The sequence below is a fragment of the Paracoccus marinaquae genome (assembly GCF_018860165.1).
Taxonomy (GTDB): domain Bacteria; phylum Pseudomonadota; class Alphaproteobacteria; order Rhodobacterales; family Rhodobacteraceae; genus Paracoccus; species Paracoccus marinaquae.
Map to the genome: position 1 here is coordinate 138852 of NZ_JAHKNG010000002.1, position 22562 is coordinate 161413.

Annotated in this window: 19 protein-coding genes; 8 read left to right on the top strand and 11 right to left on the bottom strand. The window is 67.9% G+C overall.

From position 1 onward, the window contains the following. Positions 1 to 58 precede the first annotated feature (58 nt). Positions 59 to 2239, top strand: coding sequence for an esterase-like activity of phytase family protein (locus tag KNW02_RS02060; RefSeq protein ID WP_216031596.1), 2181 nt, complete (start codon positions 59 to 61; stop codon positions 2237 to 2239). Between the two features lie 58 nt (positions 2240 to 2297). On the opposite strand, the gene KNW02_RS02065 is transcribed toward KNW02_RS02060, so the two are convergent. From KNW02_RS02065 to KNW02_RS02080, 4 genes are read right to left on the bottom strand one after another with little or no spacing between them, the layout of a single operon-like run. After that, on the bottom strand, positions 2298 to 2918 hold the full coding sequence (locus KNW02_RS02065) for an ABC-type transport auxiliary lipoprotein family protein (RefSeq protein WP_216031597.1): 621 nt from the start codon (positions 2916 to 2918) through the stop codon (positions 2298 to 2300). An 8-nt stretch (positions 2919 to 2926) separates the two neighbouring features. Continuing rightward, on the bottom strand, positions 2927 to 4186 hold the full coding sequence (locus tag KNW02_RS02070; RefSeq protein ID WP_216031598.1) for an MlaD family protein: 1260 nt from the start codon (positions 4184 to 4186) through the stop codon (positions 2927 to 2929). Positions 4187 to 4189: 3 nt separating this feature from the next. Further along, positions 4190 to 4969: an ABC transporter ATP-binding protein gene (locus tag KNW02_RS02075; RefSeq protein WP_216031599.1), complete on the bottom strand. Its 780-nt coding sequence runs from the start codon at positions 4967 to 4969 to the stop codon at positions 4190 to 4192. After that, a complete protein-coding gene (locus KNW02_RS02080) occupies positions 4966 to 6057 on the bottom strand; it encodes an ABC transporter permease (protein WP_216031600.1) in 1092 nt (363 codons plus the stop codon). Before KNW02_RS02080 ends, KNW02_RS02075 begins: the two co-directional genes overlap by 4 nt. A gap of 173 nt (positions 6058 to 6230) precedes the next feature. Between KNW02_RS02080 and KNW02_RS02085 the strand changes: the two genes are divergently transcribed. Beyond that, on the top strand, positions 6231 to 6938 hold the full coding sequence (locus KNW02_RS02085; RefSeq protein ID WP_216031601.1) for a GntR family transcriptional regulator: 708 nt from the start codon (positions 6231 to 6233) through the stop codon (positions 6936 to 6938). 92 nt (positions 6939 to 7030) lie between these two features. Here KNW02_RS02085 and KNW02_RS02090 read toward each other — a convergent pair whose 3' ends face one another. Beyond that, positions 7031 to 7519 carry a phasin family protein gene (locus tag KNW02_RS02090; protein ID WP_216031602.1) on the bottom strand — a complete coding sequence of 163 codons (489 nt, stop codon included), beginning with the start codon at positions 7517 to 7519 and terminating at the stop codon, positions 7031 to 7033. Between the two features lie 442 nt (positions 7520 to 7961). Beyond that, positions 7962 to 10040, bottom strand: a complete 2079-nt coding sequence (locus KNW02_RS02095) for a TonB-dependent receptor domain-containing protein (protein ID WP_216031603.1) — start codon at positions 10038 to 10040, stop codon at positions 7962 to 7964. Between the two features lie 148 nt (positions 10041 to 10188). On the opposite strand from KNW02_RS02095, the gene KNW02_RS02100 reads away from it, so the two are divergent. The 6 genes from KNW02_RS02100 to KNW02_RS02125 are packed head-to-tail and all read left to right on the top strand — an operon-like array spanning position 10189 to position 16986. Beyond that, the gene (locus KNW02_RS02100; RefSeq protein WP_216031604.1) at positions 10189 to 11226 is read left to right on the top strand and encodes a hemin-degrading factor; all 1038 of its coding nucleotides are present in this window, start codon (positions 10189 to 10191) and stop codon (positions 11224 to 11226) included. Between the two features lie 47 nt (positions 11227 to 11273). Then, a complete protein-coding gene (locus KNW02_RS02105; protein WP_216031711.1) occupies positions 11274 to 12134 on the top strand; it encodes a heme/hemin ABC transporter substrate-binding protein in 861 nt (286 codons plus the stop codon). Next, the gene (locus KNW02_RS02110; RefSeq protein WP_216031605.1) at positions 12134 to 13204 is read left to right on the top strand and encodes a FecCD family ABC transporter permease; all 1071 of its coding nucleotides are present in this window, start codon (positions 12134 to 12136) and stop codon (positions 13202 to 13204) included. The genes KNW02_RS02105 and KNW02_RS02110 overlap by 1 nt, the downstream gene beginning before the upstream one ends. After that, positions 13201 to 13989, top strand: coding sequence for a heme ABC transporter ATP-binding protein (locus KNW02_RS02115; protein ID WP_216031606.1), 789 nt, complete (start codon positions 13201 to 13203; stop codon positions 13987 to 13989). Before KNW02_RS02110 ends, KNW02_RS02115 begins: the two co-directional genes overlap by 4 nt. Before the next feature lie 55 nt (positions 13990 to 14044). Further along, positions 14045 to 16102 (top strand): 4Fe-4S binding protein, encoded by a 2058-nt coding sequence (locus tag KNW02_RS02120; RefSeq protein ID WP_216031607.1) that lies wholly within the window; start codon positions 14045 to 14047, stop codon positions 16100 to 16102. Then, positions 16099 to 16986 carry an FAD:protein FMN transferase gene (locus tag KNW02_RS02125; protein ID WP_216031608.1) on the top strand — a complete coding sequence of 296 codons (888 nt, stop codon included), beginning with the start codon at positions 16099 to 16101 and terminating at the stop codon, positions 16984 to 16986. Before KNW02_RS02120 ends, KNW02_RS02125 begins: the two co-directional genes overlap by 4 nt. A 4-nt stretch (positions 16987 to 16990) precedes the next feature. On the opposite strand, the gene KNW02_RS02130 is transcribed toward KNW02_RS02125, so the two are convergent. Genes KNW02_RS02130 through KNW02_RS02150 form a run of 5 tightly spaced genes read right to left on the bottom strand, consistent with a single transcriptional unit; the run spans position 16991 to position 22558 of the window. Then, positions 16991 to 17950, bottom strand: a complete 960-nt coding sequence (locus tag KNW02_RS02130) for an ABC transporter substrate-binding protein (protein WP_216031609.1) — start codon at positions 17948 to 17950, stop codon at positions 16991 to 16993. 15 nt (positions 17951 to 17965) lie between these two features. Then, positions 17966 to 18934: an ABC transporter permease gene (locus KNW02_RS02135; RefSeq protein WP_216031610.1), complete on the bottom strand. Its 969-nt coding sequence runs from the start codon at positions 18932 to 18934 to the stop codon at positions 17966 to 17968. After that, positions 18931 to 20415 carry a sugar ABC transporter ATP-binding protein gene (locus KNW02_RS02140; protein WP_216031611.1) on the bottom strand — a complete coding sequence of 495 codons (1485 nt, stop codon included), beginning with the start codon at positions 20413 to 20415 and terminating at the stop codon, positions 18931 to 18933. The genes KNW02_RS02135 and KNW02_RS02140 overlap by 4 nt, the downstream gene beginning before the upstream one ends. Continuing rightward, positions 20412 to 21509 carry a Gfo/Idh/MocA family protein gene (locus KNW02_RS02145; protein WP_216031612.1) on the bottom strand — a complete coding sequence of 366 codons (1098 nt, stop codon included), beginning with the start codon at positions 21507 to 21509 and terminating at the stop codon, positions 20412 to 20414. The genes KNW02_RS02140 and KNW02_RS02145 overlap by 4 nt, the downstream gene beginning before the upstream one ends. Then, positions 21506 to 22558 (bottom strand): sugar phosphate isomerase/epimerase family protein, encoded by a 1053-nt coding sequence (locus KNW02_RS02150; protein WP_216031613.1) that lies wholly within the window; start codon positions 22556 to 22558, stop codon positions 21506 to 21508. The genes KNW02_RS02145 and KNW02_RS02150 overlap by 4 nt, the downstream gene beginning before the upstream one ends. Positions 22559 to 22562: the final 4 nt, after the last annotated feature.

The window sequence follows — 22562 nt, forward strand, 5'->3', positions numbered from 1 at the left end:
CATATTCCCGTCGCGTGTTTGGGCCATTGAACCCGCAGACAAGAATATGGAGCCTTCGATGTTTCTGCGACTGACCACCGGTGCCCTGCTGGCGATGACCACGGCGCTGCCTGCGCTTGCCGCGCCGAATTTCAACCGCATCGCCGCATTTCCCGTGGCCGACAATGCGCCGGAGGGCGGTGACAGGGCCGCGGAAACCTCGTCCGAGATCATCGCGGCGACGGAAGACGGCAACACGCTGGTCTATACCGACAGCCCCGCCGGAGCGGTCGGCCTGATCGACATCGCCGACGCTGCCGCGCCCAAGGCCCTTGGCCGGATCGCGCTGGAGGGTGAGCCGACCTCGGTCACGGTGATCGGCCGGACCGCGTTCATCGGCCTGAACACCTCGGACAGCTATGCCGCGCCTTCGGGGCAGTTGCTGATGCTGGATCTGGACAGCCGCCAGCAGACGGGCGCCTGCGACCTGGGCGGGCAGCCGGATTCGGTCGCGGCCGCGAAGGATGGCAGCTTTATCGCCGTCGCGATCGAGAACGAGCGTAACGAGGATGCCGGCGACGGCGGGTTGCCGCAGATGCCGGCAGGCTTCGTCGTGAAGCTGCCGGTGACCGACGGCGCGGCCGATTGCGCCGCCCTGCAGAAGATCGACCTGACCGGGCTCGCTGCGGTGGCGCCCGAGGACCCCGAGCCGGAATTCGTCGATGTGAACGGGCTGGGCGAGATCGTCGTCACCTTGCAGGAAAACAACGAGATCGTCGTGATCGGCGCCGACGGGCAGGTTGCCAACAACTTCAGCGCCGGCACGGTTTCCATCGACGGGATCGACACCGAGGATGACGGCAGGCTGGATTTCACCAGCGCGATCACCGACATTCCGCGCGAACCCGATGCCGTGAACTGGATCGACGACGAGCATTTCGCCATCGCCAACGAAGGTGACTGGCAGGGTGGCAGCCGCGGCTGGACCATCTTCCGGAAGGACGGCACGCTGGTCCATGACAGCGGCAACGGCTTCGAGCGCGCCATCGCCGCGATCGGCCATTTCCCCGAGGGCCGCGCCGACAACAAGGGTGTCGAGCCGAAATCGATCGAATTCGGCATCTTCGACGGCCAGCCGCTGCTGTTCGTGGGATCGGAACGCGGCTCGGCCGTGGGGGTCTATGACGTCAGCGACCCGGCCGCGCCGCAATTGCTGCAACTTCTGCCCTCGGGCGTCGGGCCGGAAGGCTATGTCGTGATCCCCGGGCGCAACCTGCTGGTCTCGGCCAATGAGACCGATCTGGGCGAGGACGGGCTGGCGCGTTCGCATGTGATGCTGTTCCAGCGCAGCGAAGGCCCGGCCGCCTATCCGATGCTGACCTCGGCGGGCAGCGATGAGCTGATCGGCTGGGGCGCGCTGTCGGGCCTTGCCGCCGATCCGGCGCGGCCGGGCATCTTCCATGCGGTCTCGGACAGCGTCTATGGCGCGCAGCCGCGCATCTTCACCATCGACGCCAGCCAGACGCCCGCCCGGATCACCGCAGCCCTGACGGTGACGCGCGATGGCGCCCCGGCGCAGCTGATGGACATGGAAGGCATCGCCAGCGATGGCGAAGGCGGGTTCTGGATCGCCAATGAGGGCCGCGCCGACCGGATGATCCCGCATGGCATCATGCATGTCGGTGCCTCGGGCGAGATCGACCAGCAGATCGGCTTGCCCGACGCGCTGAGCGTCGCGCAGACCCGTTTCGGCTTCGAGGGGATCGCGCAATCGGGCGATCTGCTGTGGATGCCGCAGCAGCGCGAATGGAAGGACGATCCGGCGGGCATGACCAAGCTGGTGGCGTACAATACCGACAGCAAGGAATGGGGCGCGGTCCGCTATCCGCTGGAGCCGAAGGGCGAGGGCTGGATGGGCCTGTCCGAAATCGTAATCTTTGGTGACTTTGCCTATATCGTCGAGCGCGACAACCTGATCGGCGACATGGCGGCGGTGAAGAAGATCTTCCGCGTCAGGCTGGCCGACATGGTGCCGGCCGAACTGGGCGGCGAGTTGCCGGTGGTGGCGAAGGAAGAGGTCCGCGACCTGATCCCCTACCTGACCGCGACCGGCGGCTATGTCGTGGACAAGGTCGAGGGGCTGGCCATCGACGCCGCGGGCAACGGCTGGGTCGTGACCGATAATGACGGCGTCGACGACAGCTCGGGCGAGACGCTGTTCTTCCCGATCGGCCCGGTCGAGCCGGCGGCCACGAACTGATCGACGCCTGAGGGCGAAGGGGGCGGCGCAGGGCGGGGGCCTTGCGCCGCCTTTTTCGTCAGCGGCAGGAGGCCGGGTTCACGCCAACGCCGCGCAGCGCCCAGTCGGTCATCTGCGCGGTCAGTTCCTGCCCGGCCAGATCGAAGGCCGGGACCAGTTCGGATGTCTTGGTGCCGGCGGCGGGCATGGTCACCTCGAAGCTGCCGCGCGAGACGATGCTGGCATCCATCTCGCGCACCAGCTGGGCGCTGACGCGCAGCCGGACCAGGGTTTCCTCGCCCGCGACCTCGGCGTTGAAATCGTCGATCTCGCTGATCAGCGCGTAATCGCCGGCAAGGCCCAGCGGCGCGCGGCCGACATGGCCGAAGACGTCATAGCTGCCCAGCCCCTGCACCAGCAGGCGTTGCAGCGTGACCGGCACGGTGTCGCCCCATTGCGCGTCCGGCAGATATTCGGTCTGCAGCGGCGAGGGCCGGATCATGATCCGTTCGCTGTCAAGCGTGCCGCGGGTCTTCGGCTGTTCGACCACCAGCTGCGCGATCCGCCCGCGACCGCAGCGCGTGGCCTCGAAATCGGGGGCGCGCAGTTCGTAGACGTCAAGATCGGGGCCGCCCTGCAGCAGCCCGGCGCAGCCGGACAGGGTGGTGGTCAGGGCCAGAAGCAGAAGGGGCGTGCGCATCGGGAACCTCAACGGCGGAATTCAGGGACGCGCGGACCGGTCAGGATCTGCGCCGGGTTGCGTTTCAGGGCGTCGACGAACTGGTTCACATTGCCGACCAGTCCGCGCAGCTCGACCGACAGGCGCGAGAACTGCGGCAATGCCTCGGTGGCGAAAGCCTGCACCGGTTGACGCGCGCCGTCCAGCAGATCGCGCAGCGAGGCAAAGGCCGAGGCCGCTGAATCGGCGGCATTGCCGACCTGATCGACGATTCCGGGCAGCCGGTCCGAGACGCTGCCGATGGCCTCGCTGACGCTGGTCAGCGTGACCCGCAGATCGGCGATGATCGGGCCGAGATCGGTGCCGAAAATCTCCTGCGCGGCCTCGAAGGCGCCGGTTCCGGCATTCAGCGTGCGGTCCAGCGCGTCAAAGCTGGTCTCTGCCCGCGCGGCCAGTTGCGACAGATCGGTTTGCAGCGTCGCCGCAGTCTCGTCCAGCCGCCGGGTCAGATCGGTCAGATCGCTGTTCACATAGCCGCGGACAGCCTCCAGCGTCTGGGTCGCGGTGGCGAAGGTGCCATCCGCCGTCTGTGCCGCCTTCGAGAAATCGACCAGCGCCGTGTCAGCCGTGCCGCTGAGCCGATCCAGGGTCTTTCCGAAGGCCGAGATGCCCTCGGCCGCCTCGCCGATGGCGTCCGTGGCCGAAGAGACATCGGCCATGGCCCGATCCAGATTGCCGCTGGCCCGTTCGACATTGCCGAGGATATTGCTCACGCGGGTCTGGTTCTCGTCGCCCAGAAGCCGGGTCAACTGGTCGGCGACGGTGTTCAGCCGCTCGATGATTTCGGGGCCCTGTTCGGCCAGGGTCTGCAGGGCCGAGCGGGTGGAGCGGATGACCGGGATCGACTGGTCGGATTGCTCGCGCAGCAGCGGCGTGGCGGTGTTGCCCGAGGTGATCGAGACATAGGACACCCCGGTCACGCCCAGCGACTCGATCGAGGCGCGCGAGGTGACCCGGATCGGCGTACCCTCGGCCACTTCCAGCCGCACCCGTACCGGGCCGTCGCTGTCGGGCGCCAGCCGCATGTCGACCACCGTTCCCACGTTCAGCCCGGCAAAGCGCACCTCCGAGGACACCGCCAGTCCCGACACTTCGGTGAAATAGACGTCATAGCGATCGTAGGTCCGGTCCAGCTGCAGCTTGGCGAACCACATCAGAAAGCCCAGCAGGGCCAGAAATCCGGCCGTGGTGAAGGCGCCGATCAGGATGAAATTGGCCTTTGTTTCCATGCTCTAGCCTTTGCCTTCATCCAATGGCTGCGCCGCGCGGGCGCGGGGGCCGTGGAAATATTCATGCACCCAAGGGTGATCGATCTTCAGCATTTCCGCCATGGTGCCGGTCGTCAGCACCCGTTTTTCCGCCAGCACCGCGATCCGGTCGCAACAGGCATGCAACGTGTCCAGATCATGGGTGACCATGAACACCGACAGGTTCAGCGTGTCGCGCAGCGCCACGATCAGCCGGTCGAAGGCACTGGCCCCGATCGGATCCAGCCCGGCGGTGGGCTCGTCCAGAAAAACGATCTCGGGGTCCAGCGCCAGCGCCCGGGCCAGCCCGGCCCGCTTGCGCATCCCGCCCGACAGATCCGAGGGAAACTTGTCATTGGCGAGCCGTGGCAACCCGGCCATCGCCACCTTCAGTTCGGCCAGCGCGCGGCGCCGGTCATCGCCGAGGCCGGGCACGGCGCGCAGCGGCACCTCGACATTCTCGCGCACGTTCAGGGCTGAAAACAGCGCCCCGTCCTGAAACATGACGCCCCAACGCTGTTCCAGCGCCTCGCGGGCCTCGCCGGTCAACTCGTCCAGATCCATCCCGAACACCCGGATCGAGCCGGCCGAGGGCCGGTTCAGCCCGACGATGCTGCGCAGCAGGACCGACTTGCCGGTGCCCGATCCGCCGACCACGCCCAGAATCTCGCCCCGCCGGACATCCAGATCCAGCCCGTCATGGACGACATGGCTGCCGAACCGGGTCTGCAGGCCCCGGACCTCGATGACATTCTCGACGCTCACAGATTGACCTCGGAGAAGAAGATCGAGAACAGCGCATCGGCGATGATGACGGCGAAGATCGCGTTGACCACGGCGGTCGAGGTCTGCCGGCCCAGCGAATCCGCGTCCTTGCCGACCTTCATGCCGGCATGGCAGCCGATCACGCCGATGATCAGCGCAAAGACCGGTGCCTTGACCAGCCCGACGAGGGCGTTGGAGGCTTCGACATCGGACAGGCGGGCCAGAAACATTGCCGGCGAGATGCCAAGCTCGATCCAGGACATCACCGCGCCGCCGACCAGACCGGCCACATCCGAGATCAGCCCGAGGATCGGCAGCATCAGGACCAGCGCCAGAACCCGCGGCAGGATCAGCACCATGTCCGGATCCATGCCCAGCGTCCGCATGGCGTCGATTTCCTCGTGCATCTTCATCGAGCCGATGGCCGCGGTCAGTGCCGAGGCGGTACGGCCGGCGACGATGATCGCGGTCAGCAGGATGCCCAGTTCGCGCAGCACCGCGATGGCGATCAGATCGACGACGAAGACCTCGGCGCCGAACTGCCGCAGCTGGGTGGCACCCTGAAAGGCCAGCACCACGCCGATCAGGAAGGACATGAGGGTGACGATGGGCACCGCGCGCAGCCCGGTTTCCTGGCAGTGATAGACCAGCGAGGTCAGCCGGAATTCGGACGGGTGGCGCAGCGCCCGCAGCAGCGCCGCGACGAAGCGGCCCAGATATTCGGCCAGTTCGCGAAAGAAGACCAGCCCGGAGACCACCCGCCGGCCCGCCCGGTCCAGCATCTGCCGCCAGCGCGGCATGTCCGGCGCGGGGTCGGGCACGGGTTCGGTCATGGCGCCGGCGACAGTGTCCAGAAGCTCGGCATGGCGCTCGGACAGGCCCGACAGGGTCGCGCCGGCGGCCTGCTGGCGGGACAGATACCACGCGCCGGCCGTATCCAGCCGCGACAGCCCCGACAGATCCAGACGCGGGACCGCCCCGTCCGGCAGGGTGGGCAAGGTCCAGACCACCAGATCACCTTGCAGCGCGACCGTTCCGTCGCGGTCCGAGCGCGTCAGTTGCGCCCTGTTGGGGTCGGGTGAGGACATTGGACCTCTGATCCGTAAACGCTTGCGGATCCATCGCCCGGATGGCCGGCCATGTCAAACCGGCGCGGGCGCAAAGTTCTGTGATACGATCATGGCAAATGATATATCGAACCGCCTTGCCTGCCCGGACTTTTGTTCTAGGATCGTGGCCGGCACGAGACGGGGATGACAGGATGGGCAAGCAGGGGGACTGGTATCTGCCAGAGATCCGCAAGGATGACGGCATGACCACGCAGGACTATGCCTATCGCCGGATATTCAACGCCATCATGCTGGGCGCGATTCCGCCGGCAACCTCGCTGACGATGCGGGGGCTGGCGGCCTATCTGGACCTCAGCCCGACCCCGGTGCGCGAGGCGATCCGGCGGCTGAGTTCGGATCAGGCGGTCGAGGTGCTGGATAATCGCCGCATCCGGGTGCCGCAGATGCGGATCGGCCGGTTCCGCGAGTTGATCGAACTGAGGATCGTGCTGGAATGCCACGCGGCGGTGCGCGCCTTGCCGCATCTGGCCGATATCGCCATCGCAGACCTGGCCGCCGTGGACGCGCGAATGGATGCCGCGCTTGGGATGCAGGATTACGACCAGTTGACCCATCTCAACCACGAATTCCACCGCCGGCTGTATCTGTCCAATCCCGATCAGGCCATCATGCCGCTGATCGAAAGCGTCTGGCTGCAGCTTGGCCCGTTCCAGCGACAGGTGCTGAAGGGGGTGCAGAGCTATTATCTGGTGGATCATCACAAGACGATCCTGTCGGCGCTGCGCGATCGCGACGCCGACAGGCTGACGGTCGCCATCGCCGACGACATTCGCGATGGCATCGGCCGGTCCGGCGCCGAGGCGCTGGAAGGAAGCCAGGACCTTCCTCCGGCCGGTTGACCGTCCTTAGTCTGCCCCCGGGGGCAGGGGCAGAAGAACGGGGCACCCGGCATCTGCGGGCGCCCCGATCGAATTCGGAATGCGGTTTGCGATCAGGCCGCGGTCGCGGGCTTCGCCGGCTCGGTCTTGGCGACTTCGACCTTGGCGGCTTCGACCTTGGCGACCGGCTCGGCGGTGTTCTCGACCAGGTCCTGCAGCGGGGCCCAGGCTTCCAGGGTCCGGGCCTGAGCCAGGTCAACCAGCGATTTCAGCTGGCTGGCGACGCAGTTCAGGCGGCGGGTGGCGAAGTCCTTCTGCATCTCGGCAACGGCCTTCAGGCTCGGCGCTTTCAGCACTTCGCGGCCATAGGTGACGCTGTCCTCGATGCCTTCGCGGACATGCTCCAGCACGGTGCGGTCGAATTCCAGCACGCCTTCATAGGTGGCGCGGCCCGAAGCGACGACGGCCTGCGAAACCTTGCGGACGTTCTCTTGCGCGTTCTTCAGGTTGCCGGCGGCATTGCCATAGGCTTCGTGGAATTTCGCGGACAGCTTCCCGTCTTCGGCTTTGGTCGAGACGGCGGTGGTGGCTGCTTTGGCCATTGGTTCTCTCCAGGTTCGGGCGGCGTCTGCCGCTTGATGAGGTGAATATGGAAGACCCGATGCTGCATTGCAATATCAATCCATGCTGCGATGCAGCAAAATTGCGCGGGATTCCATATTCCCATTTTGACTCAGATGGTTGGAGATTATGTGACGCTGCGTGACTTAGTGACGCATCCTCGGGAATTCCGGCGATTTCCGCGCCCCGGGCGAGGCTGCGGCTGGCGGTGCAACGATGTTCCAGCCGGCCGCAGCGATGCGCCGCGATTCCACGCCCCATCTTCATCGCCCCGATGATGGCGAGGGCCGGCGTTCCGGTGACAGGTGCGATCAGGGCCGGCGCCGTCGATGTCTGCCTGCGGCACCCCGTCGCCACCGTCTGGGCGGATGCCCTTGTCGAAAAGGCCCCGGCGGCGGGATGCCGGCCGGGGCTAAGGGGGCGTCAGAAGGCGCGGCTCAGCGAGACCTTGAAGTTCCGGCCCGGCGCCGGTCCGGTCACATAGGTCGCGGGCACGTATTCGCGGTTGGTCAGGTTGTCGATGCCCATGTTCACCTCAAGCCCGTCCAGCGCGCCCTGCTGCGGCGTCCAGATGGCGAAGATGTCATAGACGCCATAGCCGCCGCGATGGCTGTCATCGGGCTTGTCCCGGCCCTGGGCCAGGGTGCCGCGGGCGCCCAGCTGCCAGTCCGGCGTGGCCTGCCAGACCGCCGACAGCAGCAGGGTGTTGTTCGGCAGGGTGTCGAGGACCTCGCCATCCTGATCCTCGCCGTCAACGACCGACACGCCGGCGTTGAGCAGCCAGTCGCCCGACAGATAGCTGGCCTCCAACTCGCCGCCGCGCAGATAGGCGCGGTCGATATTGACATAGGACGGGGTCGGCGCGGGCATGTTGGTGCGCATGATCATGTTGTCGATGCGGTTGTGGAACAGGGTCAGTTTCATCGACGCCTCGTCGCCGGCCCGCAGCAGGTCGGTCGAGGCATAGCTGACGCCGATCTCGATGTTCCGGCCTTCCTCGTTCTTGAGATCGGGTGAGGGCGCGCCGCCCATGAAGCCGTCGTAAAGCTCGTCCACGGTCGGCAGACGGTTGACCAGGGCCAGCGAGCCGAACACCGACCAGGCATCCGTCAGGCTGTACATGAGCGCGATCTGCGGCTCGAACGAGTTGCCGTCGACCTCGTCGGTCACGCCGGCGACGCTGTCCTTCGCCTCGGTATTCTGGCGCTGGTAGCGCAGGCCCGCATTCATGCTGAACCGGCCCCATTCCGACTGCGACCAGGCGAAGATCGCGGCCGAGCGCGTATAGCCCTCGGGATGCGAGGACGAGGTGGTGCTGTTGGACCGGTCCTGCTTCGAGGTTTCGGCGCCGATGGTCAGGAAATGGTCGAAATTCTCGCCCGACAGGTCCGAGACGTTCTGCGCCCGCAGCCGCCACAGGGCATAATCGCGCCGCCCCAGCAGGCTGTCCATGATCGGCTCGTCCGGGTCGCTGCCCTGCTTCGTGTCCTTGATCGTGTTGGTGTAGGACAGGCTGACCATCGTATCGATATAGCGGTTGTCGGCCGGTGCCCAGCCCCATTCCAGCCGGGCGACCTGATCGCGGGTCAGGATGTCGCCGACGCCCCAGCCGGGAAAGCCGGGGAACAGACCGATCTGCGGGCCGTCAAGCTGGTTGAAATCCTGGTCGTCGCCCTCGGCCTCGAGATGCTGATACGAGGCCTCGACATACTGGTCGCCGAAGGTCTTGGTGGCCTTCAGCAGGACGTTCGGGGTCTCGGAATTCGAGCGGACGATGACATCGCCATCGGCATCGGTCGTATCGCCCAGCTTGCGGAAGGCCAAGGCCGCCAGCGCCTGGAAGTCGTCGCTGGGCATCCAGCCCCAGGCGATGCTGCCGAAAGCCGTGTCGGGGTTCGAGGCATAGCCCAGCCTGACCCGGCCGCCGCTGGTCTGGCCCAGCGGGATCACGTCGGCGGCGTCGATCGTCTCCATCGAGATGATGCCGCCAAGCGCGCCCGAGCCATAGAGCGTCGAGGCGCCGGGACCACGCAGGACCTCGACCCGTTTCAGGAAGTCCGGCTCGACGAAGATCGAGCCCTGGCGATAGGATTCGTAATACTTTTCCTCGCCGTCGATCAGCTGGACGATGCCGGCCTCCGAGGCCGCGGTCCCCGGCGAGCCGAAGCCGCGGATGTTGAAGCCCTGCCCGAAGAAGCCGCCCGATCCGACCCCGGCGACGCCCGGCACGTTCTCGAGGATGTCGCCGATATTGCCGGCCTGGATCTCGTTCAGTTCCGCGCCGCCCACGACGCTGACCGATTGCGGCACGGATGAGGCGACCTGCTCGACCCCGGCGCTGAGCACGATTGGGTCGAGGGCGGTGGCCCTTTCGGCCGCGGGATTCTGGATGAGCGTGTCTTCACTGGCCGGAACCTCAAGCGCCGGGTCCTGCGCCGCGACCGCCGCAGGCAGCGCGGTCGATCCCAGCAAAATGGTGATTGCTGCAAAATGTCTGTTCATTGCCAGTCCTCTATCGGTGCCGGGGCGTTGTTTTTTGCGCTGGCGGCGGCTGGCGTCTTGCGTCCGCTAGAGAGTCTTATTAAAACTGTCAAGAACTGCGTCCGGCTGTTTGCCGGATAATTCCGAATGCTTGCAGCAGAGGCTCACCATGAATGATCTGACCCCCGCGCGGCTGCGCGAACTGAAGCGCGAGGCGACCGTGCGACCCTATGATCTGGCCGCGCAGCTTGGCGTCTCCGAGGCCGCGCTGGTCGAGGCCGATCTGGGCCTGGGCGTGACCCGGATCGACCCGGTTCCGGGCCGGCTGATTCCCGCGGTCGAGAGGCTGGGCGAGGTGATGGCGCTGACCCGCAACCGGTCCTGCGTGATCGAGAAGATCGGGCGCTATACCGATTTCCACGATGGCGACCACGCGGCGATGACGCTGAACCCCGAGATCGACCTGCGCATCTTCCCCGGCCGCTGGACCCATGCCTATGCGGTCGAGGCTGAAAACGCGAACGGCCCGCGCCGTTCGGTGCAGGTCTTCGATGCGGCGGGCGATGCGGTCCACAAGATCTATCTGCGCGAGGGCTCGGACCTCGGGGCCTGGTCGGCGCTGCTTGGCGAACTGGCGCTGCCCGATCAGGAAACGCCGTCCGAGTTCCGGCCCCGCGCCAAGACCCCGCCGGCGAAGATCGCCGAGGACCGCGCCGACAAGCTGCGCAGCGAATGGGAAAAGATGACCGACACGCACCAGTTCAACACGCTGGTCAGCCGCCTGAAGATGAACCGTCTGGGCGCCTATCGGCTGGTCGGCGCGCCCCATGCCCGGCCGCTGGACGTGGACGCGGTGCCGGCACTGTTCGAGGCGGTGCGCGACCAGAACCAGCAGGTGATGATGTTCGTCGGCAACATGGGCTGCATCGAGATCCATTCGGGGCCGATGCAGAACCTCAAGCCGATGGGGCCGTGGCTGAACGTGCTGGACGAGCGTTTCAACCTGCATCTGCGCGCCGATCATGTGGCCGAGGTCTGGCTGGTCAACAAGCCGACCAAGCGCGGCCCGGCGATCTCGGTCGAGGCCTTCGATGCCGAGGGCGCGGTGATCTTCCAGTGCTTCGGGATGCGGCCGGAAAAGGGCGGCGATGCCGAGGGCTGGGCGCACCTGGTCGAGGCGCTGCCGGCGCCCAAGGTTCCGGCATGAACGCCCGTATCTCGCTCGCCGAGCCCGCGCGGCCGGCCTGCCTTTGCATGACGCTGCTGCCGATGGCGGCGGCGCTGGCCGGGCTGCTTTGGGCCGCGCCCGCGCCTGCGGGTTCCTACCCCGAGGCGGGGCGGGTGCTGTCGATCGGCGGGGCGGTGACCGAGATCGTCTATGCCCTGGGCCAGCAGGACCGGCTTGTCGCCCGCGACACCACCTCCAGCTTTCCGCCCGAGGCCGAGGCCCTGCCCGATGTCGGCTACATGCGGGCGCTGTCCGCGGAAGGGGTGCTGTCGGTGGCGCCTGACCTGATCCTGTCCGAGGAAAGCGCCGGCCCGCCCGAGACCATCGCCGTCCTGAAAGAGGCGGGCATCCCCTTCGAGACCATTCCCGACGGCACCGGCGAGGGCGGGCTGATCGCCAAGATCGAGGCGGTGGCCGAGGCTCTGGGCGTCCCCGAGGCGGCCGAGGCGCCGGTCGCCCGGCTGCAGGCCGAACTGGATGCGCTGGCCGCTCTGGCCGGCAAGACCGAGACCCGGCGGGTGATGTTCATCCTGACCCTGCAGGGTGGGCGGGTCATGGCCGCCGGCCAGGACAACGAGGCGGATACCATCATCCGCATGGCCGGCGCGGTGAATGCCGTGCAGGGCATCGAGGGCTACAAGCCCCTGACCGACGAGGCGGTGACGGCCGCCGCGCCCGATGTGATCCTGATGATGCATCGGGGCGAGGCGACGGCCGATCTGGACGCGACGAATGACGAGCTTGCGGCCGTGCCCGCGCTTGCGACGACGCCGGCGGTGAAGAATGGCGCGGTGATCCGCATGGACGGGCTTTACCTGCTGGGCCTCGGGCCGCGCACGGGCCGGGCGGCGCTGGACCTGCATGACGCCATCTACGGGGGATCCTGATGGTGGCGCTGGACGCCCCGCGCGGCCGGCTGGCCGGCGACCGCAGGCATCTGGGCCGCGCGCTGGCGGCCTGGCTGACCCTGCTTTTGCTGGCGGTGTCGGTCCTGTCGCTGGGCAGCGGGGCATCCGGTGTCTCGGCCGCTGCCGTGCTGACGGACTGGGCCGCCGGGCGTGATCTGGCCGAGATCGACCGGGTGGTGCTGTTCGACATCCGCCTGCCGCGGCTGCTGTCGGGGGTTCTGGTGGGGGCCGCGCTGGCCGTCTCGGGGGCGGTGATGCAGGGGCTGTTCCGCAATCCGCTGGCCGATCCGGGGCTGCTGGGCGTCAGCGCCGGTGCCTCGCTGGGGGCGATTTCGGCCATCGTGCTGGGCGGGCTGCTGCCGCCGTCCATCGCCGCGCTTGCGGGCTGGCATCTGGTGCCGCTCGCGGCCTTCGCCGGCAGTTGGGTGGCGATGATCGTGCTTTACGGCATCGCCACGCGGCAGGGCCGCACCTCGGTCGCCACCATGCTGCTGGCCGGCATCGCGCTGGCGGCGATGATCGCCGCCCTGTCGGGGCTGATCATCTATCGCGCCAATGACCAGCAACTGCGCGACCTGACCTTCTGGGGGCTGGGCTCGCTGGCCGGAGCCAGCTGGACCAAGCTTGGCGCGGCGGCACCGATCATCCTTGCGGCGCTGGCGGTCACGCCCTTTCTGGCGCGTGGCCTGAACGGGCTGGCCCTGGGCGAGGCCGCCGCCGCCCATGTCGGGCTGCGCGTGCAGCGCGTCAAGGCCGGCGCGATCCTGTCGGCCGCGGCCGCGACCGGGGCGGCGGTCGCCATCTCGGGCGGGATCGGCTTTGTCGGCATCGTCGTGCCGCATCTTCTGCGCCTGCTGGCGGGGCCGGATCACCGCTGGCTGCTGGTCAATTCGGGGCTGCTGGGGGCCTCGGTGCTGATCGCGGCCGACATGATCAGCCGCAGCGTCGTTGCCCCGGCCGAGCTGCCGATCGGCATCGTCACCGCGATGATCGGCGGGCCGTTCTTCCTCTGGGTGCTGCTGTCGAACCGCCGGGTGCTGGACGCATGAGCCTGATCGCCCGCGACATCCACCTGCGCCTCGGCCGGACCGATATCCTGCATGGCGTCGATCTGACCGCCCCTGTTGGCCGGGTGACGGCGATCATCGGCCCGAACGGATCGGGCAAGACCTCGCTGCTGCGCGCCCTGGCGGGCGAGATCGTGCCGGTCTCGGGCCGGATCGCGCTGAACGGGCTGCCGATCGTCGGGATGCGCCCCGAGGTGCTGGCCGGGCATCGGGCCGTCCTGCCGCAGCAGAGCGCCATCAGCTTTCCCTTCACCGCCGCCGAGATCGTCCGCATCGGCCTGACCTCGGTTGCCGGGGACCAGATCCGTCAGGGCGCGCTGATTGGTGAGGCGTTGGCCGCGGTCGGGCTGCCGGGCCATGCCGGGCGTCTCTATCAGGAACTGTCGGGGGGCGAGCAGCAACGGGTGCAGCTGGCCCGCGCGCTGGTTCAGGTCTGGCAGCCGGTCGTCGATGGCGCGCCGCGCTGGCTGCTGCTGGACGAGCCGGTCAGCAGCCTCGACATCGCCCATCAGATCGCGGTGATGCGGCTGGCCGCCGATTACGCGCGGCGCGGCGGTGGCGTGGTGGCGGTGATGCATGACCTGAATCTGACCGGCATGTTTGCCGATCATGTGCTGCTGATGCGGGGCGGCCGCGCCATGGCCGAGGGGGCGCCGGCCGAGGTGCTGGACAGCGCGCTGCTGTCGGATGCCTATGGCTGCCGGCTGCGGGTGGGCGAGGTCCCGCGCGCGGGCGTCTGGCTGCTGCCGCACAGCGCCACCCTCTGAACCGCCTCGACTTTCGTCGCATTTATCGGTGCTGCGCCGGCGCTACTCTGGTGCCATGCGCTGGCTTGTCCTTCTGTTCGTCCTGCTTTCGGCCCCGCTTCGGGCCGAGCCGCTGGCGCGCGAGGCGCTGGCGGCGCTGATCTCGGCCCCCTATGCGCTTGGCGAGCCGTTGAATGACCGTGGCGTCTGGAGCCTGCTGAATTCCGGCGGCGGCGAGGCGGGATATGTGTTCGAGACCGGCCCGCTGGCGCCGTTGCCCGGCTTTTCCGGTCAGCCGATCAATATCCTCGTGCTGCTGGATCTCGACGGCGCCTTCATCGACACCCGGCTTCTGGGTCATAACGAGCCGATCTTTGTTTCGGGTCTGGGCGAGGCGCCGCTGCGTCAGTTTCTGTCGCAATATCGCGGCCATTCGATCAATCAGCCGCTGGTGGTCGGCAACCCTTATGGCGCGGGTTCGGGTTCGGATCTGGTCTATCTGGACGGGGTGACCAAGGCCACGGCCAGCATCCGCATCGCCCATGAATCGATCCTCGCCGCCGCACTGGCCGTCGCGCGCGAGCGGATGCAGGGCGTGACCGCTGGCCCGCCGCCGCGCCCGGACCCAGGATATGCCGAGACGCTGGACTGGGACGCGCTGATCGCCAAAGGTCTGGTGCGGCATCTGCGGGTCGGCAATGCCGAGGTGCAGGCGGCCTTCGCGGGCACGAAATGGGCGGATGACGATCCCGAGGCTGCGGGTGATCCCGAGGGGACCTATCTGGACCTCTATGCCGTCGATATCGGGCCGCCCGCCATCGCCCGGGCAGTGCTGTCCCCCGATACGCTGGCCGAGATCGAGGGTCTTGCGGCGCTGGCCCTCGATGACGAACTGCTGCTGCTGATCGAGGCCGGGCGGCACGGGCTGGTCAGCGACGCCTTCGTTCGCAACACGGCGCCCGATCTTCTGGGGGCGATGCAGGACGGCCTGCCGCTGGCGCTGCGCGACGCGGATATGCTGGCCGGGCTGTCCGGGGATATCCCCGAGGATTTGCAGAATGCGACCCGGATGATCCTGCGTCTGGACCGGCGGCTGGGGTTCGATCCCTCGCGCGACTGGCAGCTTGTGGTGCAGGCCCCGCGCCGTCACGGCATGTTCCAGCCCGAGACCGGCACCCGCGATTTCACCCTGGCCATGGGCCTGCCGGATCGCTTTTTCCGGTTTCCCGAACGCGCCGCACCACCCGCGCCGCCCTGGCTCGATGCGCTGCACAATCGCAGCACCGACCTGATGCTGCTGGCGGCGGGGCTTGCCGGGCTGTTCCTTCTGCTGTGGCGGCAGGGCTGGCTGGCGACGCGGCGCCGGTTCACCGTCATCCGGCTGGCGATCCTTGCGGTGACGATCGGCTTTGTCGGCTTCTGGGGGCAGGGGCAGCTGTCCATCGTCACGCCGCTGGCAGTAATCCGCAGCGCGGTGCAGGGCGGGGGGCTGGCGGTTCTGCTTTACGATCCCTTCTCGCTGCTGGTCTGGGTCGCGGCGATCCTCGGGTTTCTGCTGTGGGGCCGGGGGCTGTTCTGTGGCTGGCTGTGCCCTTACGGCGCGATGCAGGAATTCGCCCATCACCTTGGACGCCGCCTTGGTCTGCGCGAGTGGCAGCCGCCGCGCGCCGTCGGACGGGCATTGCTGTGGAGCGGGCCCGTCGCGCTGGTCCTGCTGGTCGCAACCGCCTTCCTTGCGCCCCAGCACGCCGAGACGGTGGCCGAGATCGAGCCGTTCAAGACCGCCATCACCACCCACTTCGCCCGGCCATGGCCCTATGTGCTGTGGGCCGGGGGGTGGGTGGCGGTCTCGCTGGTCTGGTTCAAGGGCTATTGCCGGACGCTTTGTCCGCTGGGGGCGCTGATGCGGCTGGGCGGGCTGTTGCGGCTGCGGCGCTGGATCCCGCGCCGGGCGGAATGCGGCAGCCCCTGCCAGCTGTGCCGGGTGCGCTGCCGCTATGACGCCATCGCGCCGAAAGGGCAGATCCGCTATTCCGAATGTTTCCAGTGCCTCGATTGCGTGACCATCCACGACGATCCGGCGCAATGCGTGCCGCTGCGCCTGCAGGCCCGGGGCCGGAGGCTGGCGGCATGATCGGGCGGCGGCGGGTGCTGACGATCATCGCGGGCGGGATCCTGGCCGGGCGGGGCGTCCGGGCGGCGGAATGGCGGGGCCGGGCTCTGGGGGCCGAGGCCCGGATCCTGATCCGCGGTGGCGCGGCGCCCGACGATCTGCTGGCCGCCGTCCGGGCCGAGATCGAACGGATCGAGGCGGTATTCTCGCTCTATCGCGATTCCGAACTGAGCCGGCTGAACCGGGACCGGCGCGGCGCGCCGTCGCCCGAGATGCGCGCGGCGCTGTCGCTGGCCCGGCGGGTCCATGTGGCGACCGGCGGGGCGTTCGATCCGGGTGTTCAGCCGTTGTGGCGGCAACTGGCCGAGGGCGGAGGGCCGGATCCGCGCGCGCTGGTGCCCTTTGCCGGGCTGCGCCAGCAGGGAACGGAGCTGCGGCTGGCGCCGGGTCAGGCGCTGACGCTGAACGGCATCGCCCAGGGCATCGCCACCGACCGGGTTGCCACGCTGCTGGCCGGGCGCGGTCTGGGGCAGGTGCTGGTCGATATGGGTGAGGCCCGGGCGCTCGAGGGCGATTTCGCGCTGGAACTGGCCGATCCCGCCGCCGGCACGCTGGGCCGCATCACCCTGCGGGCCGGGCGGGCGGTGGCGACCTCATCCCCCGGCGCGCTGCTGTTTCCGTCGGGGCAGGGCCATATCCTGGGGCCGCGGGGTCAACCCCCGCTCTGGTCCACGGTGTCGGTCGAGGCGGCGTCGGCGGCGCTGGCCGATGCCGCCTCGACGGGCTTCGTGCTGATGCAGCGCGAGGCCATCCGGCAGGCCGCGCGGCGGCTGGGGCTTGGGCCGGTGCGGCTGGTCGATCCTGAGGGCGGGCTGAGCACGCTTGATGGCCAGCCCGCCGCCTGAGCGATCAGAACGGGCTGTCGGGATAGTAGAACTGTTCCGCGTTCTCGGGCGTGATCAGCTGGCTGCTGATGATGAAACGCCCGGTCATCGGCGCGTTCGAGACAAAGCGCAGCGCCGTCATCTCGATGGCCGAGGAGATCAGCGCCGGCGGATAGGTGACGTTCACCGGCAGTTGCGGGTCGCCCTCCATGATCCGCTTGACCACCTCCTTCATCCCGGCGCCGCCGATCACCCACATTTCCTCGGTGCGGTTGGCGGCGGCGATGGCCTCCATCACGCCGATGGCCATGTCGTCGTCGGCCGCCCAGACGGCGTCGATCTCCGGGTATTTCGACAGATAGTCCTGCATGACGGTGAAGGCGTCGTCGCGGTTCCAGTTGCCGTGCTGCATGTCGAGGATCTCGATTTCGGATCCGTCCAGCGCCGCCTGGAATGCCTCGACCCGCTCATTGTCCAGCGTCGTGGGGATGCCGCGCAGCACGACGACCTTGGAACCGGCCTCGAGGTTCTGGGCGAAATATTCGCCCGCCACCCGCCCGAAGGCGGTGTTGTCACCGGCGACATACAGATCCTCGATGCCTTCCTGACTGAGGCCGCGGTCCACCACGGTGACGAATTTCCCGGCCTCCTTGACGGCGGCGACCGGCGCGGTCAGCGGCTCGGATTCGAAGGGCAGCACGACCAGCCCGTCGATATTGCGGGTGGCCATCATGTCCTCGATATCGTTCACCTGCTTGGCGGCATCGCCGGCCGTGGCCAGCACGAATTCAAGGTTCGGATAGGCCGCCGACAGCCGTTCGATACTGTCCTGCGCGTGCCAGTTCAGCCCGCCCATGAAGCCGTGGGTGGCCGAAGGGATCGACACCCCGATCACCTTCTTCTCGGCATCCTGCGCGCCGGCCGCGCCTGCGCCCGCCAGAATGGCGGCGATGGCGGCGGCTTTCATCAGGCTTCTGCGTTGCATGTTTTTCCTCCCTGTTTACCGCTCGTCGGCGGTGCGTTTTTCCCGCTGCAGGACCACAGCAAGAACGATGATGACCCCCTGGATCGCCCCGTTTAGATAGGGGCTGACCAGATCGGCCAGGTTCAGGATATTGTCGATGAGGCTGAGGATCAGGACCCCGACCACGGTGCCCCAGACCCGGCCCGTGCCGCCCTTCAGCGCGGTGCCGCCGATGATGACGGCGGCGATGGCCTCGAGTTCCCACAGCACACCCGTCGATCCCGAGGCCGAGCCGAGCCGCGGTACGTAAAGCACCACCGCCAGCCCGACCAGCAGGCCCAGCAGCACATAGGTCAAGAGCCGCACTCGGTTCACGTCGATGGCCGAATAGCGCGCCACCCGGTCGTTCGAGCCGATGGCCTCGACATGGCGGCCGAACCGCGAATGGCGCATGATCCATTCGCCGGCAAGCGCGACCAGCGCGAAGACGATGATCGGCCAGGTGATCCAGCCGATGCCGCCGTAATAGACCGGGCGATAAAGCGTGCGCAGCCCGTATTCGAGGCTGAGCGTGCCGCCATCGGCCAGCCAGGTGACCAGCGAGCGGAAGATGCCCATGGTGCCCAGGGTGACGATGAAGGGCTCGATCCGGGCCTTGGTGATCAGCGCACCGTTCAGATAGCCCGCCGCGATCCCGCCCGCGATGGCCACGCCCATGCCGATCAGGATCGTGCCCCAGTTCTCGCCCATGCCGGGCAGGGCGGCGTTCATGGCGATGATGGTGATCCCGGCCAGGAATGCGGCCATCGAGCCCACCGACAGATCCAGTCCGCCCGCCGTGATGACGAAGGTCATGCCCACCGCGATCATGCCGATGAAGGCCGAGCGCGCCAGCACGTTGGTGATATTCGCCGGCGCCAGGAAGGCGGGGTTCAGAAGCGCCCCGAGGATCACCAGCGCGATCAGCGCCACCAGCGGCCCAAGCGTATGCAGGTCCATCTTCATGCGGCTTCTCCGGCAACGCCCATGGCGAGGCGCACGATGTTGTCTTCGGTCATGGCGTCCCCCTCGACCTGCCCGGCCAGCCGCCCCTCGCGCATCACCAGCACGCGGTCGGCCAGTCCGATCACCTCGGTCATTTCGCTGCTGATGACGATCAGGCTGCGGCCCTCATCGGCCAGCTTGCGGATGAAGGCATAGATCTGCTGCTTGGTGCCCACGTCGATGCCGCGCGTCGGCTCGTCGATGATGATGATCTGCGGGTAGGGCAGCATGGTCTTGGCCAGCAGCAGTTTCTGCTGGTTGCCGCCCGACAGCTTGCCCGCCACCATCTCGCGGCTGGGCGCGCGGATGTCGAAATCCTGCGTGGCACGGTCCAGCGCCGCATCCTCGGCCCCGGTATCCAGCCGCCAGTTGCCGAAACGCTCCAGCGTGGCCAGCGTCAGGTTCTCGCGCAGGCCCTTGTTCAGCAGCAGCCCCGCCTCCTTGCGGTCCTCGGTCAGATAGGCGAGGCCGGCGGCGAAGGCGTCGCGCAGGTCGCGGATGGCCACGGCGCGACCCTCGACCCGGATATCGCCGGTCGCGGGCAGCAGCCCGACGATCCCCTCGGCCAGTTCCGTTCGGCCCGAGCCGACCAGCCCGGCGATGCCCAGCACCTCGCCCTTGCGAAGCCTGAGGCTGACACCATGCACCCGGCCCGGCACGGTCAGGTTCTCGACCTCCAGCGCGGGTTGATCCGAGGGGTTGCCCTTGGGCGGATAGAAATCCTGCAGCTCGCGTCCGACCATGGCGGCGGCCATGCCGTCCTCGGTCAACTCGCCCCGAAGTGCCTGCCGGACCACGCTGCCGTCGCGCAGCACGGTGATGCGGTCGGCCAGATGCGCGACCTCGTCCAGCCGGTGTGAGCAATAGAGGATCGCCACCCCCTCGGCCCGCAGCCGGTCGATCTGTTCGTAAAGCGTGCCGACCTCTCGATGGGTCAGCACCGCGCTCGGCTCGTCCATGATCAGCACGCGGGCATTGCGTGACAGCGCCTTGGCGATCTCGACCATCTGCCGGTCGGGCACGGACAGGTCGCGAATCGGCGTGCCGGGCGGGATCGGGCTGTGCAGCCGGTCCAGCAGCGCCTGCGTCCGGGCACGCATGGCGGCATGGTCGATGCGGATGCGGCCGATCTCGCGGCCCAGGAAGATGTTCGCGGCCACCGAAAGGTCGGGGGCGAGGTTGAATTCCTGATGGATGACGACGATGCCCTGCGCCTCGGCCTCGGGCCCGCTGGCAAACCGGACGGGCTGGCCGTCCAGCACGATCTCGCCCGCCGTGGGGTCCAGGAACCCGCCGAGGATCTTCATGATGGTCGATTTGCCGGCGCCGTTCTCGCCGATCAGGGCATGGACCTCGCCCGGCTCCAGCGCCAGATCGACACCGTGCAGCACTTCGATCGGGCCAAAGCTTTTCGAGACCCCGCGCAGCGCCAGAACCGTCATGACCCGACCTCGACCCAGGCACCATTCTCGGCCGAAGATCGCTGCGCCGCGGCGATGAAGGCCATGCCCGACAGCCCCGCATCCAGCCCCGGCACCCGGTCCTGATGCGCAAGATCGCCCCGGATGATCGCGGCGATGTCGGTATAGAGATTGGCAAACCCCTCCAGATAGCCCTCGGGGTGACCCGGCGGGGTGCGGAACGAGGCGCTGCGGTCCTGCGCGCGCGTGAGGAGCTGCGCCGGGCCGTCCTTGGGCGTCAGGATCAGCCTCTCGCTGTCCTGCAGGCGCCATTCCAGCGCGGCTTTCGTGCCGAAAAGGCGCAAGGAAAGCCCGTTTTCCTGACCGACCGCCACCTGACTGACCCACAAGCCCCCCTTGGCACCCGAGGCATAGCGCAGCGCGATCCGGGCGTTGTCATCGACCGGGCGTCCGGGGACCATGCTGGACAGATCGGCGCTCAGATGCGCGGGCGTCTGGCCGGTCACGAATTGTGCCAGTTGCCAGGCATGGGTGCCGATATCGCCAAGCGCGCCGGCGCCGGCACGGGCCGGATCGGTGCGCCATTCGGCCTGCTTTCCCTCGGCCGGATCGGCCAGCCAGCCCTGCAGATATTCGGCCTGGACCAGCCGCAATTCGCCAAGCACGCCGTCGGCCACCAGCGCGCGGGCCTCGCGCACCATCGGCAGGGCGGAATAGTTATGCGTCAGGAAGAAGCGCGCCGTGCTCGTGCGCGCGGCTTCGGCGATCTGCGCGGCCTGATCCGGCGTCGCCGCCAGCGGCTTGTCGCAGATGACATGGATGCCGGCCTTCAGGAAGGCCACCGCGGGCGCGGCATGCATGTGGTTCGGGGTGACGATGGCGACCGCCTCGATCCCGTCCGTGCGCGCAGCCTCGGCCCGCGCCATCGCGGAGAAATCATCATAGCTGCGCGGGATGCCCAGTTCCGCCGCGCTGGCCTGCGCGCGGGCCGGATCCGAGGACAGCGCCCCGGCCTCCAGCACATATTTGCCGTCCATCCGCGCGGCGATGCGGTGGATGGCGCCGATGAAGGCGCCGCTGCCGCCGCCGACCATGCCAAGCCGGACCGGCCTCATAGCCCCAGGACCCGGTCAAGCGCGGCCCGGTCGATCCCGGCGGCGGCGAAATCGTCAAAGGCATGCGGGGTAACGCGGATGATGTGATCGCGCACGAACGCCGCACCTTCGCGGGCGCCGTCCTCGGGATGCTTCAGCGCGCATTCCCATTCGACCACCGCCCAGCCGTCGAAATCGTGCTGCGTCAACTTCGAGAAGACGGCCCCGAAATCCACCTGCCCGTCGCCGGGGCTGCGGAAACGCCCGGCCCGGTTCACCCAGGACTGGAACCCGCCATAGACCCCCTGCCGCCCGGTCGGGTTGAACTCGGCATCCTTGACGTGGAACATGCGGATCCGGTCGTGATAGATGTCGATATGCTGCAGGTAATCCAGTTGCTGCAGAACGTAATGCGACGGATCGTACAGCATGTTCGCGCGCGGATGGGCGTTCACGCGGTCAAGGAACATCTCGAAGCTGATGCCGTCATGCAGATCCTCGCCGGGATGGATCTCGAAGCAGATATCGACGCCGCGATCCTCGGCCAGATCCAGCAGCGGCCGCCAGCGCAGGGCCAGCGTGTCGAAGGCGGTCTCGACCAGTCCCGGCGCGCGCTGCGGCCAGGGATAGAGATAGGGCCAGGCCAGCGCGCCCGAGAATGTTGCCATCCGGTCCAGCCCCAGCAACCGGCTGACCCGGATCGCGCGGGCGACCTGATCGACCGCCCATTCCTGCCGTGCCTTGGGATGGCCCCGCAGGGCGGCGGGGGCGAAGGCATCAAAGGCCGAATCGTAAGCCGGATGCACGGCGACAAGCTGGCCCTGCAGATGGGTCGAAAGCTCGGTCACCTCGACACCGTTCGCGCGCGCGGTGCCCAGAAATTCGTCGCGGTAATCCTGCGAGGCTTCGGCCCGGTCCAGATCCAGCATTCGCGGGTCATTGGTCGGCACCTGCACGCCCAGATAGCCGCAATCCGCCGCCCAGCGGGTGATGCCGTCCCAACTGTCGAAGGGTGCCGTATCGCCGATGAACTGCGCCAGGAACAGCGCCGGCCCCTTGATGGTTCGCATGATG

What these genes read in the sequence shown, in the direction of transcription:
- KNW02_RS02110 (WP_216031605.1), top strand. Translation starts at nt 12,134, where the DNA reads ATGGTGGCGCTGGACGCCCCGCGCGGCCGGCTGGCCGGCGACCGCAGG.
- KNW02_RS02125 (WP_216031608.1), top strand. Translation starts at nt 16,099, where the DNA reads ATGATCGGGCGGCGGCGGGTGCTGACGATCATCGCGGGCGGGATCCTG.
- KNW02_RS02140 (WP_216031611.1), bottom strand. Translation starts at nt 20,415, where the DNA reads ATGACGGTTCTGGCGCTGCGCGGGGTCTCGAAAAGCTTTGGCCCGATC.
- KNW02_RS02145 (WP_216031612.1), bottom strand. Translation starts at nt 21,509, where the DNA reads ATGAGGCCGGTCCGGCTTGGCATGGTCGGCGGCGGCAGCGGCGCCTTC.
- KNW02_RS02120 (WP_216031607.1), top strand. Translation starts at nt 14,045, where the DNA reads ATGCGCTGGCTTGTCCTTCTGTTCGTCCTGCTTTCGGCCCCGCTTCGG.
- KNW02_RS02105 (WP_216031711.1), top strand. Translation starts at nt 11,274, where the DNA reads ATGACGCTGCTGCCGATGGCGGCGGCGCTGGCCGGGCTGCTTTGGGCC.
- KNW02_RS02135 (WP_216031610.1), bottom strand. Translation starts at nt 18,934, where the DNA reads ATGAAGATGGACCTGCATACGCTTGGGCCGCTGGTGGCGCTGATCGCG.
- KNW02_RS02060 (WP_216031596.1), top strand. Translation starts at nt 59, where the DNA reads ATGTTTCTGCGACTGACCACCGGTGCCCTGCTGGCGATGACCACGGCG.
- KNW02_RS02095 (WP_216031603.1), bottom strand. Translation starts at nt 10,040, where the DNA reads ATGAACAGACATTTTGCAGCAATCACCATTTTGCTGGGATCGACCGCG.
- KNW02_RS02065 (WP_216031597.1), bottom strand. Translation starts at nt 2,918, where the DNA reads ATGCGCACGCCCCTTCTGCTTCTGGCCCTGACCACCACCCTGTCCGGC.
- KNW02_RS02150 (WP_216031613.1), bottom strand. Translation starts at nt 22,558, where the DNA reads ATGCGAACCATCAAGGGGCCGGCGCTGTTCCTGGCGCAGTTCATCGGC.
- KNW02_RS02080 (WP_216031600.1), bottom strand. Translation starts at nt 6,057, where the DNA reads ATGTCCTCACCCGACCCCAACAGGGCGCAACTGACGCGCTCGGACCGC.
- KNW02_RS02130 (WP_216031609.1), bottom strand. Translation starts at nt 17,950, where the DNA reads ATGCAACGCAGAAGCCTGATGAAAGCCGCCGCCATCGCCGCCATTCTG.
- KNW02_RS02100 (WP_216031604.1), top strand. Translation starts at nt 10,189, where the DNA reads ATGAATGATCTGACCCCCGCGCGGCTGCGCGAACTGAAGCGCGAGGCG.
- KNW02_RS02115 (WP_216031606.1), top strand. Translation starts at nt 13,201, where the DNA reads ATGAGCCTGATCGCCCGCGACATCCACCTGCGCCTCGGCCGGACCGAT.
- KNW02_RS02070 (WP_216031598.1), bottom strand. Translation starts at nt 4,186, where the DNA reads ATGGAAACAAAGGCCAATTTCATCCTGATCGGCGCCTTCACCACGGCC.
- KNW02_RS02085 (WP_216031601.1), top strand. Translation starts at nt 6,231, where the DNA reads ATGGGCAAGCAGGGGGACTGGTATCTGCCAGAGATCCGCAAGGATGAC.
- KNW02_RS02090 (WP_216031602.1), bottom strand. Translation starts at nt 7,519, where the DNA reads ATGGCCAAAGCAGCCACCACCGCCGTCTCGACCAAAGCCGAAGACGGG.